We start from the raw sequence: 18,237 nt of genomic DNA, 5'->3' as shown, positions 1-18,237 counted from the left end.
TGCTAACATAAGAAAAACGTCAAAACAAATAATAATAAGAAGTTTGAAAATCCTAGATTGGTATATATTAAAACGGTATTTATTTACATTTTTAATGATGTTATTGCTGTTTGTTCCTATCGGAATTACAGTAGATTTAGCAGAAAAAGTAGGAAGAATAATAGAAAATGAAGCACCTTTTGGTGAAGTGATTTTTTATTACATGAATTTTACGGTCTATTTTGCCAATTTGTTATTTCCGCTATTCTTATTTCTTTCCGTGATTTGGTTTACCTCAAAATTAGCAAACAATACAGAGGTTGTTGCTTTTTTAAGTTCTGGGGTGTCTTTCTCTAGGTTTCTTAGACCTTATATGATTGGTGCCAGTATAGTCGCTATTTTTGCGCTGTTTTTAGGCATGTATTTAGCACCTATTGCTAGTCAAGGTTTCAATGAATTTAAGTTTAAATATCTAAAAAACAACAAAAACATACAACAGACTAGAGATGTTTATCAGCAAATTAATGATAATGATTATATCTATGTCAGTAACTTCATCCCTTCAAACAGTACAGGACAAAACTTTACTTACGAACATTTTGAAGGTAATGAGTTAAAGTATAAGATTTTTGCAGATAATATTCGATATATAGATAAAGACAGTGCTTATAGACTTGTGAATTATTTAAAACGTTCTTTTGAAAACGGTATTGAAACTGTAGAAAAAGAAAATCGAAAAGAGCTAGATTTACCTTTTGAACTCGAAGATCTCACACCCGTTCAGTATGCTGCAGAAACAAAATCTTATAATGAATTACTCAAATTTATTGCAGCCGAAAAACGTAGAGGATCTCCTAATATTGGACGCTATGAAGTAGTGAAATTAAAAAAATGGAGTTTACCTGTTTCCATATTTATTCTAACCATTATCGCAGTTGCAGTATCTTCTGTAAAACGACGCGGTGGTATGGGGGTTAATTTAGCTGTAGGTATTGCTATTGCAATGATTTATGTCTTCTTCGATAAAGTTTTTGGTGTCATGGCAGAGCAGTCCGATTTTCCAGCTGTGGTTGCTGTGTGGTTTCCTAATGTAATATTTGGTATTTTAGCGATTTACCTGTTGCAAAATGCCAAACGCTAAACTAAAGCATTATTTACACTTACATGTTCTAGTATTAATTGCTGGCTTTACTGCAATACTTGGAGAACTGATTACCATTGGTGCTTTAGAATTGGTATGGTACAGAATGGTAATGGCTAGTGTTTTTATGTTTATCTACATAAAAATTATAAAACTTAATATAAAAATTACAAGAAAAACATTCTGGCAGTTTTTCGCGGCAGGTGTTATTATTGCGCTTCATTGGATAACTTTTTTTGAAGCCATTAACCAAGCTAACGTTTCCATTGCTTTAGCTATGTTTTCTTCCGGTGCTTTTTTTGCCTCTTTTATAGAACCCGTTTTCTTTAAACGTCGGATTCTAGGTTATGAGATTTTATTTGGTGTTGTGGTTATCCTAGGTGTAGCTTTAATCACCAGTAGTGAAATGCATTATATCAACGGAATAATTTTAGGTTTGCTCTCAGCATTATTATCAACACTATTTGCAGTTATCAATGGGCGTTTTATAGAACGTTATAATGCCACTGTGATTTCGTTTTATGAGTTTGTAAGTGGTGTGTTATTTCTAACTGTATTCATATTGTTTACAGGACAAACATTTAATGCTGAATTTTTTACGCTTTCTAATTCCGATTGGTTATATCTTTTCATTTTAGCTTCAATTTGTACTGCTTATGCGTTTATAGGTTCTGTTAAAGTCATGCGTTATATAAGTCCATTTACTGTAATTCTAAGTTATAATTTAGAACCTATTTATGGCATTGCCATAGCTTTAGTTTTATTTCCAGATACAGAACAAATGTCATTACAGTTTTACTTCGGTGCGCTCTTAATTTTGGTGACGGTTTTATTAGATGTCATTTTCAAAAACTATAAAAGAAGAAAATCGAAATCTTGATTAGTATATTTTTTTTGTGAAAAGCTAGCCATAAAAAAGTAGCCAATATTCAATTAAACTTAGAACTAGTACTTTTTCAATATCAGGTTATTAACTATTAAGTTTTTATATTTTATTTTAGAATCCCTATTTTTGTTTTATCTCAAGCGTATTACTTTTGAATTTATTTTTAAAAAAATACATTTAGAATACGTAGGTTTGCAAACGCAATTCATTTTTAAGAGCGTTTTTAACTAAAATGGATGCACTAACTAAACAAAAAACTAACTTCAAATTGTATGGAATATTTAGAGTTTGAATTACCCATAAAAGAGCTAGAAGAACAGCTAGATAAATGTCAGATTATAGGAAAGGAAAGTGAAGTAGATGTTTCTGAAACCTGTAAACAGATAGAAAATAAATTGGCTGTGACTAAAAAAGATATCTATAAGAATCTTTCGGCATGGCAGCGTGTACAATTATCTCGTCACCCTAACCGACCTTATACTTTAGATCATATTAACGCCCTTTGTGGTGATACGTTTTTAGAACTACATGGTGATAGAAATGTAAAAGACGATAAGGCCATGATTGGTGGTTTAGGTAAAATAGGAGATCAATCTTACATGTTTATCGGCCAACAAAAAGGGTATAATACCAAAACAAGACAATATCGTAATTTCGGAATGTCTAACCCAGAAGGTTACCGAAAAGCATTAAGACTTATGAAGTCTGCTGAAAAATTTGGTATTCCTGTGGTCACTTTAATAGATACACCTGGTGCATATCCTGGTTTAGAAGCGGAAGAACGTGGACAAGGTGAAGCGATAGCTAGAAATATTTTAGAAATGGCACGTCTTAAAGTTCCAATCATAACCATTATTATTGGTGAAGGTGCCTCTGGTGGTGCTTTAGGGATTGGTGTAGGTGACCGTGTGATGATGTTAGAAAACACTTGGTATTCTGTAATTTCACCAGAATCTTGCTCATCTATCCTATGGAGAAGTTGGGAATACAAAGAACAAGCAGCAGAAGCTTTAAAACTGACAGCTAAAGACATGAAGCGAATGAAATTAGTTGATCAAATTATTAAAGAACCTCTTGGTGGTGCGCATACAGATAGAGCAAAAACATTTAATTCTGTAAAAAATGCGATTGTTAAATCTTATGAAGAGCTTAAAAACTTATCACCAAAAGATTTAGTAAATCAACGTATGGAGAAATACGATACTATGGGAGTCTATAAAGATTAAATCCATAAAACATAAGATACTTTAAAAACTGAAGTTTTAGCTTCGGTTTTTTTTGGCACTATTAACAATAAATCAAACTTATTAACAGTTAAATTGTTGAAGACCTGTTAAGATTGTAAATCGTTCTTAAGCATTTGGTCAGCACTATTTAACTACTTTTGTTACTTATGAAACAACCCAATCCAGTACAAGGCTACAAAGTAGATAAAAGCGCTATTATCAACCTAGAAAAAGGAAAAATACCACCTCAAGCAACTGATTTAGAGGAGGTTGTGTTGGGTGCAATGATGATTGATAAAAAGGGTGTCGATGAGGTTATTGATATTTTAAGTGCCGACGCTTTTTACAAAGAAGCGCATAAACACATCTTTGAATCTATTTTTAAATTATTTGAAAACAGTGAACCTGTTGATTTATTAACCGTTTCGAGCCAATTAAAAAAAGACCAAAAATTAGATATGATTGGGGGCGATTTTTACCTCATATCTTTAACACAACGTGTGTCATCTTCTGCTCATATTGAGTTTCATGCACGTATTATTCTTCAAAAATATATTCAACGAAGTTTAATAAAAATTTCAAACGAAATTATTGAAGATGCTTATGATGAAACCCAAGATGTCTTCGACCTTCTAGACACTGCAGAAGCTAAATTATATGAAGTGACTCAGGGTAACGTTAAAAAATCTACAGAATCAGCTCAGAGTTTAGTTATACAAGCTAAAAAGAAAATTGAAGAAATTTCTAACAAAGAAGGGATGAGTGGTATTCCTTCTGGTTTTGACAAGCTCGATAAGTTAACTTCGGGTTGGCAACCTTCAGATTTAGTCATTGTAGCTGCTCGTCCTGGTATGGGTAAAACAGCTTTTACATTAACAATGGCTCGTAACGTTGCTGTAGAAAGTAATATTCCCGTAGCGTTCTTCTCATTAGAGATGTCTTCTGTACAATTAATAACACGTTTAATTTCGAGTGAAACAGGATTGTCTTCTGAAAAATTAAGAACAGGAAAACTTGAAAAACACGAATGGGAACAGCTTAACGTAAAAGTAAAAACCTTAGAAAAAGCCCCTTTATTTATAGATGATACCCCGTCACTTTCTATTTTTGACCTTAGAGCAAAAGCAAGACGATTAGCTTCGCAATATGGTATAAAAATGATCATGATTGATTACTTGCAATTAATGACAGCAGGAGGAAGTCAAAAAGGAGGTAACCGTGAACAAGAAATCTCTATGATTTCTCGTAACCTTAAAGCCTTGGCTAAAGAGTTAAGTGTACCTGTAATCGCCTTATCACAGTTATCTCGTGCGGTTGAAACACGTGGAGGAAGTAAACGACCTTTACTTTCAGATTTACGTGAATCTGGAGCGATTGAGCAAGATGCCGATATTGTATCATTTATCTATAGACCAGAATATTATAAAATTGATGAATGGGATGATGAAGAACGTTCACCTACCGAAGGTCAAGGTGAGTTTATCGTCGCAAAGCACAGAAATGGTGGTTTAGAAAATATTAGATTGAAATTTATCGGTCACTTAGGTAAGTTCGATAATTTAGATGATTTTGATACCCCTTTTGGAGAATTCCACTCTAAAATGAATGAAGCTGCAAACGACAACACTTTTAGTCCAGATAATTTCCCATCTGCCTCAGATGCATTTGGTGGACCAGAAGATGATGGTGTGCCGTTTTAAAGCATTTTTTTTGAAAATAAAAAATGTTTTTAGCTTATCTTTACATGCTTTAGATAAAACCAAATTGCCACATGTTAGATCAAAGACGTACAACAAACGTTTTGTTGTTAATTTTAGTAGTCCCTCTAGTATTTTATTTACTAAAGATTCTGTCTTTTATATTCATTCCATTGATATTTTCAATGTTTATTGCATTGTTGTTTCTACCATTAATGCGATGGTTAGGGCGTAGAAGTGTGCCAAGATTTGTGAGTATTGTTATTGTATTACTATTGGTAGCATTGGGATTAAAAATAGGGATTGAGCTAATTCAATTATCAAGTAAACAGATTTTAGAAAACCATACCGAGTTTTTAGATAAAGCCGAGTTAAAACTAGATGACCTTAAAATTTATCTATCTAGCCATTTCGGAATTGAATTTGGAGAAGATGAAAACTTCATTGGTCAATTTTTTGAAGGTGATAATTTAGGATCAACACTTGAGTTTTTGAATTCATTTCTAACATCCCTGTTAATGACCGTTTTCTTTGTGGTTTTATGGTTAGCAGAATCTATTAATGTACATAAGTTGCTAAATATAACGTTGCTAAAACGTAAGCATACCTCCATAAAAGCCTTTATGAAAATAGAAAATGACCTTATTAAATTCATAAAAGTGAAGTTTTTAGTGAGTGCACTAACAGGAATATTCACCGGTTTAATGTGTTTGTTTTTTGATGTGAGCTTTCCAATATTTTGGGGATTATTTGCATTTGCCATCAACTTTGTACAAATGGTAGGCTCGTTTATTTCTGTAATTATGTTGTCTATATTTGCCTTTGTAGAGTTAGATCCAACAAGTACATTATTCTTCTTTATACTTGCTATTTCTCTTGTTCAAGTTACGTTTGGTGCTATTTTAGAACCTATTTTTATGGGAAAATCGTTTTCTATAAATGTAATAGCAGTTTTAGTTATGCTGATGTTTTGGGGATTTCTTTGGGGCATTCCAGGTTTAATAATGGCAATTCCTATCACTGTTTTTGTCAAAATTATTTTAGAACAGTTTGAAGGAACCAAAGTTATTGCCAGTTTAATATCTGGTAATCAAACGACCATTAAATAAATATAGTATTCACTTGCTAAACAATCCAGGGGTTTAGTTTTAAACGGTATCGTTTTGGTCTTAAAAGAATGATAAATTCAGATGCTATAGACTAAAAATTAGTTATATTTCGTTTTAAACTTATGAACTTGAAAAAAATACTCTTATGTTGTCTTGCGCTAGTTTTAAGTAGTAATGTTTTTGCTTCTTATATACTGATTCCCATGGATGCTGAGACTCAGAAAAATCACCTTAAGGCATATGGCGTTACTTATTGGACGTTAGAGCGAGAACTAAAAGTGAATTGGTTGCTCAACTACAGAGGTGGTTCATTCTTATTACCAGACGCTGAAATTATTCAACGCGAATGTCAAATTAGAGGTGTTTCGTTTGAAGTAATTTCTAATGCAAAAGCAGCTCAGATATTAGAAGATATTGCTAGTCCTGCCGTTAATCAAGAAGCTGTTATTTTAGAAAAAGCACCCAAAATTGCAGTTTACACACCCACAGGATTAAAGCCATGGGATGATGCAGTAACCATGGTCTTAACCTATGCAGAAATTCCGTATGAAACCATTTATGATGAAGAGGTTTTAAACGACGAGTTATTACTTTACGATTGGTTGCATTTACATCACGAAGATTTTACAGGACAATACGGTAAGTTTTACAGAGCGTATCGTTCTGCAGCTTGGTATATTGAAGAAAAGAAAAGTGCTGAAGCATTAGCTGAAAAGCTTGGATATTCTAAAGTGTCTGATGCAAAATTGGCGGTTTCATTAAAAATACGTGATTATGTAGTTGGTGGTGGTTTTATGTTTGCCATGTGCTCTGCGACCGATAGTTTTGATATCGCCTTATCTGCAGAGGGTGTAGATATTTGTGAGCCGATGTTTGATGGTGATGCCAGTGACCCAGGATATCAAAATAAAATTGATTATTCTAAAACCTTTGCTTTTAAAGATTATATTTTAGAACGTAGTCCTAATGTCTATGAGTTTTCCTCTATAGATATGACTCAAAAACGCCAAATCCCTAAAACAACAGACTACTTTTCTTTAATGGAGTATTCTGCAAAATGGGACCCTATTCCAAGTATGCTCACCCAAAATCATACCGCATTGGTTAAAGGGTTTATGGGACAAACCACATCGTTTACCAGAGAGGAGATCAAATCTAATGTTTTGGTAATGGGAGAAAATAAAACAAATGGCGAAGCCAAATACATCCACGGTATTAAAGGTAAAGGCTTTTTTACGTTTTACGGAGGTCATGATCCCGAAGACTATACGCATAGAGTAGGTGACCCAAAGACTGAATTAGACTTACATCCAACATCACCAGGTTATCGTTTAATTTTAAATAACGTATTATTTCCTGCAGCTAAAAAGAAGAAACAGAAGACTTAAAATTTTCTCCCATTAAACCCTCATTAATTTAATTGCAGTATTGTTTATATATCGTGCCCTTGCCTAAAAGTAGAAGGACTAACACCAATATGTTTTTTAAAAAATCTTGAAAAACTACTCGTAGAATCAAAACCTAGTTTGTACGCTAACTCTTTAGTGGTAATTTCACTTTTGATGAGTTTACGTTTGGCTTCTGTAAGTTGGCGTTGTTGAATGATTTGTTTTGCAGTAAGATTAAGTTTTTCTTTTAAAATTTGATTGAGGCGTTTGCTACTAATTCCTATTTCTTTGGCATAAAAATGAGTCGTAGTTTGTTCTAAAAAGTGAATTTCCATTAATTCTAAAAACTGAAATACTCTTTTTTGACTTAAATCTTGTTTTAAAAAGCAATCTTTTTGATATCTAATTAAATGCAATAACAAGACCTTTAATAAAGTCTTTAGCATAATGTGTGTTACCATAGTACTATAAAACTCTTTTTTAAGTAAGTCAATGATATGATGTATTTGCTCAATCTCATTCTCATTGGTCAATACAAAATCTGGGAATTTATTAAAAAGTGACATCACATCTAATGCATATTCAATGTCATCTTCATCAATAAGATCTCGTTCAAAATTTATTAAAAGACCTTCACTTTTATTAAATATGTTGTTTTTAAATACTTCATTTAAAGGTTTAAAATGAATAGCTAAATGGTATGGAGTCTTAAATTCAAAAAAAATCCCCATAGAATTTCCAGAAAGTAATTGGGTATTACTTTTAAGTTGTTGGATAATTTGAAATTTATTTTTATGATTCGTGTTATTCATCTATTTTGAAGTGTGTGCTTCAAAAGTAAGAAGAATTTTTCTAGTTTATTTTTTTGATAATTTTTTAAACATGATGTAGAGTGTACAGGCAATAATTAAAGCTAAACCTACCGAAACAGCATATATAGCAGTATAATTATCTGAAACGTATTCTATAAATGTAGATAAGAACTGCCCTCCAAAAACAGCCATAGAAAATAAGCCCAAATTTTTTCCTTGGTTATTAGGCGTACTCGCTTCAAGCATCATATGGTTTAATAATGGGATTGTAAATCCAAAACCAGTCCCTATAAAAATAACAGTTACTATTAAAAAAGGCAGGCTCATTGTGCTAGCTAAAACCAAATAACCGAGCATAAATAATATAAAACCAAGCACAACCGTTTTACCATCACCAAATGCTTTTACCATTTTGGGCATCTGGCTTGCTGTAATTATAGCGACTACAGAAATTGAAGCCATTAAATATCCTGTTTCAGATTCACTAAAACCAAACGACTGCGGTAAGTATAAAGGTAGCGTAACAAAACCGACAAAAAATAACATCATAGCTAGAAGTGAAGCCACAAAAATGAGTCTAACTTTTGATTTACTTTTTTTATCAGTTGGTTCGTTAACAGATTTATCTGCGATTTTATGTTCAGGTTTAGGTAATGTGATTGCCACTAAAAATAAACACAGTAGTGCAATAAGGTAAATGTAAAACGGAAATTGCCAATTTATTTCACCCAAAATACCACCAATAGCTAAGAAGATAACACCTCCTAATTCAATAGACATCCCTTGCCAAGCAATCATTTTCATTCGAGCTTCACCTGTAAAAAAGTCGGCGATATAAGCGGTTACAGATACTTGGATTGCTACTGTAGCTGCTCCAAGTAAAATTCTATCTATTATTAATATATAATCATTAGTAATAAATGCTCCTATAAAACCAAAAATAGCATAAGGTAGAAGACCTAAACGCAATAGTTTTAGCGTGCCTAATTGGTTGAGCAATCGGCCCACAATTGGTGCAAAAAGTACAACACCTAATGAAGGTAAGGTAATTAGCCAGCTTGCTGAAAAACCTAAGTCCTTGTGTTTTACAATTCCAGACAATGAAGGTGCGATGACTGTACCAACCATTATGGTTAAGCTACTAACAAATAAGATGGTAAAAATTCCGAAGTTTGATATTTTATTCATAATGCAAAAGTCAGATTAATTGCAAAGAATAGGTATACCTCTTTTCTAATATCCTATGCAAAAATGGAAATCGAATTTATAAACGATAGTTTAACCGTATTTATTTTATTGTTAACTTTAAGGGTTAACCACACCGCTAAAGAGATTAAATTAATTATTATTGTTTAGAAACAATTTAGAATATATTGAACGTTTTTTCATGAATAATAATAGGCACAATGTATATAGTAGAATTAAAATAATTTAAGCGTATGCAATTCTTCCAAAAAAAAATACAACTTCAACCATTTTCAAGAGGTTTTCATTTAATCACCACGGAAGTGTTAAATGCTATACCAGAAATTAGTGAAATCAATGTCGGTCAATTACAAGTGTTTATTAAACACACATCTGCAAGTTTAACTATTAATGAAAATGCTGATCCAACGGTAAGATTAGATTTTGAAAGTCATATTAATAAAATGGTACCAGAAAACCAACCTTATTATAAACATACTTATGAAGGTGCTGATGATATGCCTGCCCACATAAAAGCTGCTTTAATGGGGACATCTGTTCAAATACCTATTTCAAATGGAAAACTTAACCTTGGCATTTGGCAAGGCATTTACCTTTGCGAACATAGAAATAGAGCAGGAGGGAGACGATTAGTACTTACAGCTTTCGGTAATTAGTGCTTCTAAAACTAATTCGACGCCATTATTATCGTTGGTTTCTGTTTTATAGGTAGCAACCGCCTTAACATCTGGATGCGCATTAGCCATCGCATAGCTATATTTAGCACATTTCAACATTTCTATGTCATTGTTATAGTCTCCAAAAACCATGGTTTCAGATGGATTTATACCAAGTTGTTCTTGTAAAAATGTAAGCGCATTGCCTTTATTGGTAATAGCTTCAGAAATATCTACCCAATGATTTCCTGAAACAACAACATTAAGTTCAGGCTTTAAATGTTTTACATGTGGAAAAATATTAGTTTCAGCATTTGTAGGGTGATATAGAGCTATTTTAATAATATCGTCTGTAATTTCTTCAAAAGAATCTATTAGGGTATACACCGAATAATATTCAGAAAAAGTTTTAACCAAGTCGTCCGATGCTCTGAGAATAAATGCTTGATGTTTTGTGCAAAATATAGGGTAAGCACCTTCTATATTTGTCACTAATGTATAGAGTTCTTTAACCCGATTTTTATTAAATTCATAAGAAAGAAGCAGTTCTTCTTTTTCCATAATTAACCCCCCATTTTCGGCAACGATGATAATTTCATTTTTTATAGGTTGAAGTTTCTCTACAATGCTATAATACGGTCTTCCACTAGCTGCAACAAATTGAATATTCTGTTCCTTTAAGTGTTTAAATATTTCAAAGAATTTGGAACTCACTTTATGATTAGAGTTGAGCAAAGTACCATCCATATCACTGACAACCATTTTTATGTCTTTCATAGAATTACAAATCAAAATTTATTCAAATTACGGAAAATAAACACCGATTCACAACTGAAGTGATGTTTTGTTTTAATGCGAACCAACATGGCAACCACAGGTTTCTCTAGTAAAACTTTGTGATGTTTCATGCCAAGGAAAAGCTTGATTATATTTGTTGTTTTCCCAATAAAATTCGGAGCGTTCTTTTGGGTGATTTCCAATTTCATTCATAGTTTCAGTATCGTATAATCGACCATTAATCATAGTGTAAATAATGCTTTCTGAATGTCTTATATCTTCTAAAGGGTTTTTATCCATAACAATTAAATCCGCTAATTTTCCCCTTTTTAGAGAACCGATATCTTTACCAGCACCAATATAATTAGCACCATTTATAGTCGCAGCTTTAAGTACATCGTGATTAGACATGCCGCCTTGTTGAAGCAACCACATTTCCCAATGTGCTCCCAGTCCTTGTAACTGACCATGTGCACCAAGATTAACTTTTACACCTGCATCACTAAGTGCTTTGGTTGTTTTAGAAACCAATATATGTCCATTTTCATATTCTTCATCCGGAACCATGACACGATGTCTAGAACGTGAATCAATAATACCTCGTGGTGTGTATTTAAGCAGCTTTTCATTTTTCCAGACATCGGTTTTCTGATACCAGTAAATTTCACCATTCATACCGCCATAATTTACAATTAGTGTTGGGGTATAACCCACATTACTGCTACCCCAAAGTTCTAAAACATCTTTATATATAGGAGCTACAGGAATATTGTGTTCTACACCAGTATGGCCGTCCATAACCATGGTGATATTGTGATAAAATGTAGAACCTCCTTCGGGTACTACAAAGATACCTTCTTCTTTTGCAGCTTGTAGTACTTGTTGGCGTTGTTCTCGTCTTGGTTGGTTATAACTTTTAACCGATAATGCACCAAAAGCTTTAGTTCTTCTAATCGATGAGCGTGCATCTTCAAGGTTGTTGATTACGGCTTTAAAATCACCTTCTGCGCCATAAAGTATAAAACCTGTAGAGTAGAGGCGTGGGCCAACGAGTTCTCCTGTTTTTTGTAATTCGGAAAGTGCAAAAACAGTTTCAGAATGCGCGGAAGGATCATGTGAGGTTGTTACACCATAAGCTAAATTGGCATAAAATTGCCAGTGTTTTTGAGTCGTTAGTCCGTATCTAAAACCACCAATATGCGCATGAGCATCGACCACTCCTGGCATAATTGTCTTTCCGGTTACATCATATACTTTTGCATCGCTAGGAATTTTTACTTCTGAAGCAGCTCCAACAGACTCAATTCTATTGTGATGGATTACAATAGTACCATTTTCAATAATGGCATCACCTTCCATAGTGATTATTCGAGCACCTTTAAAGGCAATTCTACCGGAAGGTTTATCAGTTTTGGCTTCTAAGTTAATGGTGATCCCTTTTTCAACAAGCTTTAAATCTTCAGTTACATTCGCTGAAAAATATTGGTTACCTAAGGTCCAATGTAAGGTTTTGCTGTTTTTAGACCAATGCAAATTAATACCGGCATCTTTAGATAGTTGTGTAACAGGGACAAACTTACTTTTATCCGTTAAATCAATAGTCTTACCAGGTTTAGGCATAGGGGCTAAATACACTTTGTGTAGATGAACAAATGCTATCCAGTTTTTATCCGGACTTGGAACCAAAATATTACCGTGTTTTGATTTTACAAGTGTACGCTCATCAAAACCATTGAGGTCTACACTTTTTAATTCTTTGGTTAAAGCACCAAAAAACTGTCCGCCTTTTTGATAGATAATTCTAGAATCATCAACATTAAACATAGGATAGTCACCTTCTTTGGTTATAAATTTTGTGTTTGCGCCATCCTGCTTCATTATATATAAGCCAGGTTTTTTTGAAAATGTTCGACCTTGTTCATTATTACCACTCTCTTTACGGTAAACGATGTGTTTTCCATCATGTGAATAGGATGGGTTTCTATAAATTCCTTTTTCTGAAGTTAATTTTGTAGGTAGACCTCCAGCTGAAGGAATTGAATAGATAGCACCTAACGTTTCGTCATTCCAAGTTACATAAGAAATGGTTTTACCATCAGGAGAAAAGGTCGGTTCAAATTCAAAATCTGTTCCAGTAGTTAAACGCTTTGCTTTTCCGTTTGGTAGTTTTTGGAGGTGTAAATAACCAAGGGCGTTGAATACCACTGTTTTTCCATCTGGTGAGGTTGTCGCGTGGCGAATCACTTTTGCTTCAAACGTATCTGGAGCAACAGGGGTATCAAACTCTATAGCTTTTGCTATTTTAATAGTAGCATTGGCCTCAAAAGGAATATCTGAAACTTGAAGCGAATTAATATTAATTTTATTAATTTTTCCACCAGACCATATAATGATATCTTCATTATTAGGCATCCAATTAAAGTTTGTATAAACGCCAAAAATAGCCCAAGCTTCTTGCTGATCTTTATTAAGTTGGTCATAGACTGGCCATTCTTCACCAGTTTCTAAATCATGGATAAATAAAACAGATTTCGTTCTAACCCGTTTTACAAAAGCAAGTTTTTTACCATCTCTAGAGATTTGGGGACGAGCAGCGCCTCCAGGTCCACCGGTGACTCTTGTAATTTTACCCGTTTTCATATCATAGCGATTAATCACATAAATCTGACTGTTGGGGTCTTTGTTATATTGAAAAGCACCACCTGGATAAACATCTTCACTAAAATATAAATACTTACCATCTGGTGATATGGTTGGTTCATTAACGTCTTGTTGGTCATTTTTCTTTTTTGTTAATTGTAAACCACTACCACCTGTTTTATGATAGAGCCACAATTCTCCGGCACCTAAAGAACGGCCAGAAGTAAAGTGTTTTCTGGCAATTATATAATCGCCATCTGGTGTCCAAATTGCATTGTTTAATAACCTGAAGCTTTCTTTTGTGATTTGTTTGGCTTCAGAACCATCACTGTTCATCACCCATATATTATCTCCACCACCTGCATCACTTGTAAATAAGATATGTTGTCCGTCAGGACTAAATCGAGGTTGAATTTCAAACGCTAAACCTTCTCTTAGAAGTTCGGCTTTGCCACCTTTAATGTCGAGCTTGTAAATGTCTCCTAATAAATCGAAAACAATAGATTTACCATCAGGGCTCACATCGAGATTCATCCAAGTCCCTTCGTTAGTCGATAGTTTTAAATCTTTAAAATCCCAATCACCTTCAGGATTAGACACATCCCACGGTTTAGAAGTATCTTTTTCTTGGCTATACGTATTAAAAGTAACAAGTAGAATGAGGGTTGCAATGAGTTGAATACGCTTCATAAAATTGGTTTTAATTGAATGGTAAGTTAAAAAATAAATAATGAATTTAGATACAGCTATGCTTTTTTGGATTTAGCTTTAATCGTTAGGTACAGACATAAAAAAACCGATTCAAATTAATGAATCGGTTTTTATAAGCGAAATGTTGTTATTAATTTGGCTAAAAGCCTTATTTTACTTTGTTTACTATGGTTTCAAAAGCATCTGGGTGATTCATGGCTAAATCAGCAAGCACCTTACGGTTCAAGTTGATATTATTAGCTTTTAATCCTCCCATAAATTTTGAATAGCTCATTCCATGCTGTCTTGCACCTGCGTTAATACGCATAATCCATAACGAACGGAATGTTCTCTTTTTAACTCTACGGTCTCTGTACGAGTATTGCATCGCTTTGTCAACCGCATTTTTTGCTACTGTCCAAACGTTTTTACGTCTTCCAAAGTAACCTTTTGCTTGCTTAAGAACCTTTTTTCTACGGGCTCTTTTTGCTACTGAATTTACTGATCTTGGCATTTCTTTTAATTGTTTTTTGTAGTAGGCGATTCGTTAATTTCGAATTCTTTTGAAGCCTAACTCCAGGGTTTATAATTTAATTTAACCGGTTAAAATATGATTACTTTAAACGTAACATTATTTTAACATTGTTCTCGTCAGCCTTATGTACTAATGTATCATGAGTTAACGCTAACTTACGCTTTTTAGATTTTTTTGTCAAGATATGACTCTTAAAAGCGTGCTTTCTTTTAATCTTACCAGTGCCCGTTAATTTAAAACGTTTCTTAGCACTCGATTTTGTTTTCATTTTCGGCATTTTGTCCTCTTTTATATTTACGTTTCGCTTATTTCTTTTTCGCTGAACGAGGTTCAGTTTCTTTTTAATTTCTACGACCTTAAATCAGGTAGTGAAATATAGCCGAAGCTATTTTTTCTTAGGTGCGATGAACATTATCATTCGCTTTCCTTCAAGCTTTGGCATTTGCTCTACTTTTCCGTATTCTTCAAGATCTTGGGCTAATCTTAATAATAAAATTTGACCTTGTTCTTTAAAAACAATCGATCGCCCCTTAAAGAATACAAAAGCTTTTAGCTTAGCACCATCTTTTAAGAACTTTTCAGCGTGTTTCTTTTTAAATTCATAATCATGGTCATCAGTTTGAGGACCAAAACGAATTTCTTTAACAACGACTTTTGTTGCTTTAGATTTTAACGCTTTTTCTCTTTTTTTCTGTTCGTAAAGGAATTTTTTATAATCCATAACCTTACAAACAGGAGGTTTCGCATTTGGCGATATCTCTACAAGATCTAAACCTTGTTCATCGGCTATCGATAAAGCTTTTTTAATAGGATAAACACCTATTTCGACATTATCTCCGACTAGTCTTACTTCTTCAGATCTGATTTTAGAATTTATACGGTGTTTATCTTCTTGAGATACCCGTCTTGTATAATTCTTTCTGTTTCTACGTATTGCTATGGCTTCTGTATTTTAAATTAAACTTATTTTTATCTTATTTAAAAGTCTTTAAACTTTTACTTATTCTATCTTTTACAATTTTAGAAAAAGCTTCTACAGTTAATGTACCTAGGTCTTCACCACCATGTTGGCGCACTGTTATTGTATTATCTTTTTCTTCTTGCTCACCGACAATAATCATAAACGGAAACTTTTGCATTTCAGCTTCACGAATTTTCTTACCTACAGTTTCATTTCTGTTATCTGTGAGGGCGCGAATTTCGTCATTTTCTAGCACATTTAAAACTTTTTGGGCGTATTTTTCATATTTCTCACTAATAGATAGTATAATAGCCTGCTCTGGCATTAACCATAACGGGAAGTTTCCGCCTGTATGTTCTAGTAATATAGCGATAAAACGTTCCATACTACCAAACGGTGCACGGTGAATCATAACCGGTCTGTGCATTTCATTATCACTACCTTTATAGGTCAAATCAAAACGCTCTGGTAAATTATAATCGACTTGAATTGTACCCAATTGCCACTGTCTTCCCAAGGCGTCTTTAACCATAAAGTCTAGTTTAGGGCCATAAAAAGCAGCTTCACCAGTTTCTACAACGTAATTTAACGCCTTGTCTTTAGCGGCACTTAGAATAGCTTCCTCGGCTTTTTTCCAGTTCTCATCACTACCGATATATTTATCCGGATTCTCAGGATCTCTTAAAGAGACTTGAGCCGTAAAGTTTTCAAAACCTAAAGAACCAAAAACGTATAAGACTAAATCAATAACATTTTTAAATTCTTCATCTAATTGGTCAGGTGTACAGAAAATGTGAGCATCATCTTGAGTAAAGCCTCTTACTCTTGTTAATCCATGTAGTTCTCCACTTTGTTCGTAACGATAAACAGTTCCAAATTCAGCAAAACGTTTAGGTAATTCTTTATATGAAAAAGGCTTAGCATTATAAATTTCACAATGATGCGGACAATTCATTGGTTTCAATAAAAACTCTTCACCTTCTGAAGGCGTTGTAATAGGCTGAAAACTGTCGGCACCATATTTTGCATAATGACCCGATGTTTCATAAAGCTCTTTTTGCCCAATATGAGGTGTCACCACCATTTCGTAACCCGCTTTCTTTTGTGCCGCTTTTAAAAAGTTCTCTAAACGCTCTCTCAATGCAGCTCCTTTTGGTAACCAAAGCGGTAAACCTTGCCCAACTTTTTGTGAAAATGTAAAAAGCTCAAGCTCTTTACCAAGCTTTCTATGGTCTCTTTTTTTAGCTTCTTCAAGTAAGTGAAGATATTCTGTAAGTTCTTTTTGTTTCGGAAAAGAAACACCATAAACTCGTGTTAGTTGTTTATTGTTTTCATCTCCTTTATAATAAGCACCTGCAACACTTAATATCTTCACAGCTTTTATAATACCTGTATTAGGTATATGACCACCGCGACATAAGTCTGTAAACGTAGAATGATCACAGAAGCTAATTGTTCCATCCTCTAGATTTTCAATTAGATCTACTTTATATGCATTCTTATCTTTATAATAAGATAGTGCTTCTGCTTTAGATACATCACGCATTTTAAAATCGTGTTTACCTCTAGCAATCTCAATCATTTTATTTTCAATGGTCTTAAAATCCTTTTCAGAAATAGCCCCTTCATCTAAATCAACATCGTAATAAAAGCCATTATCAATCGCAGGGCCAACCCATAATTTTACATTAGGATATAATTCCTCTAGTGCCTGTGCTAAAACATGGGCCGAAGAATGCCAAAAGGCTTTTTTTCCTTCATCATCTCTAAAGGTGTACAATGTAAGACTACCATCTGTTGTTAATGGAGTGGTGGTTTCAACAGTTGTATCATTGAATTTCGCAGAGATGACATTACGAGCAAATCCTTCACTTATGTCTTTAGCCACTTCATAAGGCGTTACATCTTTTTCAAAAGATCTAACCGAACCATCTGGTAGAGTAATTTTAATCATTATATATATAGTATAAATTTTAGCTCACAAAGATAAGTCTATATATATAATAGACAAAGTGAAGTTTCTATAAATATTGTATTGTGTTTTATGGGCGTTTCCCTTTTGCTTTTTAGGCGCAAAAGGGCCGCGTCATCCGCTATATCTTTTTTTAGGATAAGGATTATTTGCAGAATACGCCGATACCTAATATATAGTAAATCTGCCATTAGCCTATATTTTAAAAAAAAAGGATGCCGCTTCTACCGCTAACGCAAGCTCCAAACTAAGCTTTAACCATCTCAATTGTCCGTTTTTTACAGTGAAACATAAGTAAATTATGTTCCAAAAAAATATAAACCCAAAAAAGTAAGATGTATAACCTTTATTATTAGCGCTTTAAAAATTAAATTAAAATAAACTCACAAAAAGGGTTGTGGGTTTAGAAAAGGGATCTATATTTGCACCCCGAAACAAAGACATCGTGTCAAGTTTCAGACGTTCATTTCCAGACAACCTTAACATAGAAAAAATAAAAAAATATTTTTTCAAAATAAAGTTGTGAGAATGAAAAAAGGGTTTTATATTTGCACCCGCTTAG

General features: G+C 33.5%; 15 protein-coding genes. 7 read left to right on the top strand and 8 right to left on the bottom strand.

The genetic code is table 11. The features are described 5' to 3' along the window. Positions 1–43: 43 nt before the first annotated feature. The 6 genes from HM982_RS06865 (at position 44) to HM982_RS06840 (ending at position 7,426) form a co-directional block, all read left to right on the top strand. The gene (locus HM982_RS06865) at positions 44–1,120 is read left to right on the top strand and encodes an LptF/LptG family permease (RefSeq protein ID WP_179352410.1); all 1,077 of its coding nucleotides are present in this window, start codon (positions 44–46) and stop codon (positions 1,118–1,120) included. Continuing rightward, positions 1,107–2,000 (top strand): DMT family transporter, encoded by an 894-nt coding sequence (locus HM982_RS06860; protein WP_179352409.1) that lies wholly within the window; start codon positions 1,107–1,109, stop codon positions 1,998–2,000. The genes HM982_RS06865 and HM982_RS06860 overlap by 14 nt, the downstream gene beginning before the upstream one ends. A 278-nt stretch (positions 2,001–2,278) precedes the next feature. Continuing rightward, complete coding sequence (locus HM982_RS06855; RefSeq protein ID WP_179352408.1) at positions 2,279–3,232, top strand: acetyl-CoA carboxylase carboxyltransferase subunit alpha; 954 nt, start codon at positions 2,279–2,281, stop codon at positions 3,230–3,232. 167 nt (positions 3,233–3,399) lie between these two features. Then, a complete protein-coding gene (gene dnaB, locus HM982_RS06850; RefSeq protein WP_179352407.1) occupies positions 3,400–4,932 on the top strand; it encodes a replicative DNA helicase in 1,533 nt (510 codons plus the stop codon). Positions 4,933–5,003: 71 nt separating this feature from the next. Further along, the gene (locus tag HM982_RS06845; protein WP_179352406.1) at positions 5,004–6,038 is read left to right on the top strand and encodes an AI-2E family transporter; all 1,035 of its coding nucleotides are present in this window, start codon (positions 5,004–5,006) and stop codon (positions 6,036–6,038) included. Between the two features lie 203 nt (positions 6,039–6,241). Continuing rightward, positions 6,242–7,426: an asparagine synthetase B gene (locus tag HM982_RS06840; RefSeq protein WP_394354348.1), complete on the top strand. Its 1,185-nt coding sequence runs from the start codon at positions 6,242–6,244 to the stop codon at positions 7,424–7,426. 44 nt (positions 7,427–7,470) lie between these two features. Here HM982_RS06840 and HM982_RS06835 read toward each other — a convergent pair whose 3' ends face one another. Continuing rightward, positions 7,471–8,238: an AraC family transcriptional regulator gene (locus tag HM982_RS06835; RefSeq protein ID WP_179352404.1), complete on the bottom strand. Its 768-nt coding sequence runs from the start codon at positions 8,236–8,238 to the stop codon at positions 7,471–7,473. Positions 8,239–8,283: 45 nt separating this feature from the next. Next, a complete protein-coding gene (locus HM982_RS06830) occupies positions 8,284–9,426 on the bottom strand; it encodes an MFS transporter (RefSeq protein ID WP_179352403.1) in 1,143 nt (380 codons plus the stop codon). A 251-nt stretch (positions 9,427–9,677) separates the two neighbouring features. Between HM982_RS06830 and HM982_RS06825 the strand changes: the two genes are divergently transcribed. Then, a complete protein-coding gene (locus HM982_RS06825) occupies positions 9,678–10,100 on the top strand; it encodes a secondary thiamine-phosphate synthase enzyme YjbQ (RefSeq protein ID WP_179352402.1) in 423 nt (140 codons plus the stop codon). On the opposite strand, the gene HM982_RS06820 is transcribed toward HM982_RS06825, so the two are convergent. The 6 genes from HM982_RS06820 to thrS all read right to left on the bottom strand — a co-directional run bounded on the left by HM982_RS06820 (position 10,074) and on the right by thrS (position 17,657). After that, positions 10,074–10,877 (bottom strand): HAD family hydrolase, encoded by an 804-nt coding sequence (locus tag HM982_RS06820; protein WP_179352401.1) that lies wholly within the window; start codon positions 10,875–10,877, stop codon positions 10,074–10,076. The two genes, HM982_RS06825 and HM982_RS06820, sit on opposite strands and share 27 nt — an antisense overlap. Before the next feature lie 72 nt (positions 10,878–10,949). Next, a complete protein-coding gene (locus HM982_RS06815; RefSeq protein ID WP_179352400.1) occupies positions 10,950–14,207 on the bottom strand; it encodes an amidohydrolase family protein in 3,258 nt (1,085 codons plus the stop codon). Positions 14,208–14,376: 169 nt separating this feature from the next. Next, on the bottom strand, positions 14,377–14,721 hold the full coding sequence (rplT, locus tag HM982_RS06810) for a 50S ribosomal protein L20 (protein ID WP_179352399.1): 345 nt from the start codon (positions 14,719–14,721) through the stop codon (positions 14,377–14,379). Positions 14,722–14,821: 100 nt separating this feature from the next. Beyond that, positions 14,822–15,019, bottom strand: coding sequence for a 50S ribosomal protein L35 (rpmI, locus tag HM982_RS06805; protein ID WP_026753164.1), 198 nt, complete (start codon positions 15,017–15,019; stop codon positions 14,822–14,824). Between the two features lie 108 nt (positions 15,020–15,127). Beyond that, positions 15,128–15,676 carry a translation initiation factor IF-3 gene (infC, locus tag HM982_RS06800; protein ID WP_179352804.1) on the bottom strand — a complete coding sequence of 183 codons (549 nt, stop codon included), beginning with the start codon at positions 15,674–15,676 and terminating at the stop codon, positions 15,128–15,130. Positions 15,677–15,716: 40 nt separating this feature from the next. Further along, the gene (thrS, locus tag HM982_RS06795) at positions 15,717–17,657 is read right to left on the bottom strand and encodes a threonine--tRNA ligase (RefSeq protein WP_179352398.1); all 1,941 of its coding nucleotides are present in this window, start codon (positions 17,655–17,657) and stop codon (positions 15,717–15,719) included. Positions 17,658–18,237 lie beyond the last annotated feature (580 nt).

It is taken from the genome of Winogradskyella vidalii, assembly GCF_013403955.1.
GTDB lineage: Bacteria > Bacteroidota > Bacteroidia > Flavobacteriales > Flavobacteriaceae > Winogradskyella > Winogradskyella vidalii.
Note: the sequence above shows the minus strand (reverse complement) of the source record. Positions and strands in the feature narration are given on the sequence as shown.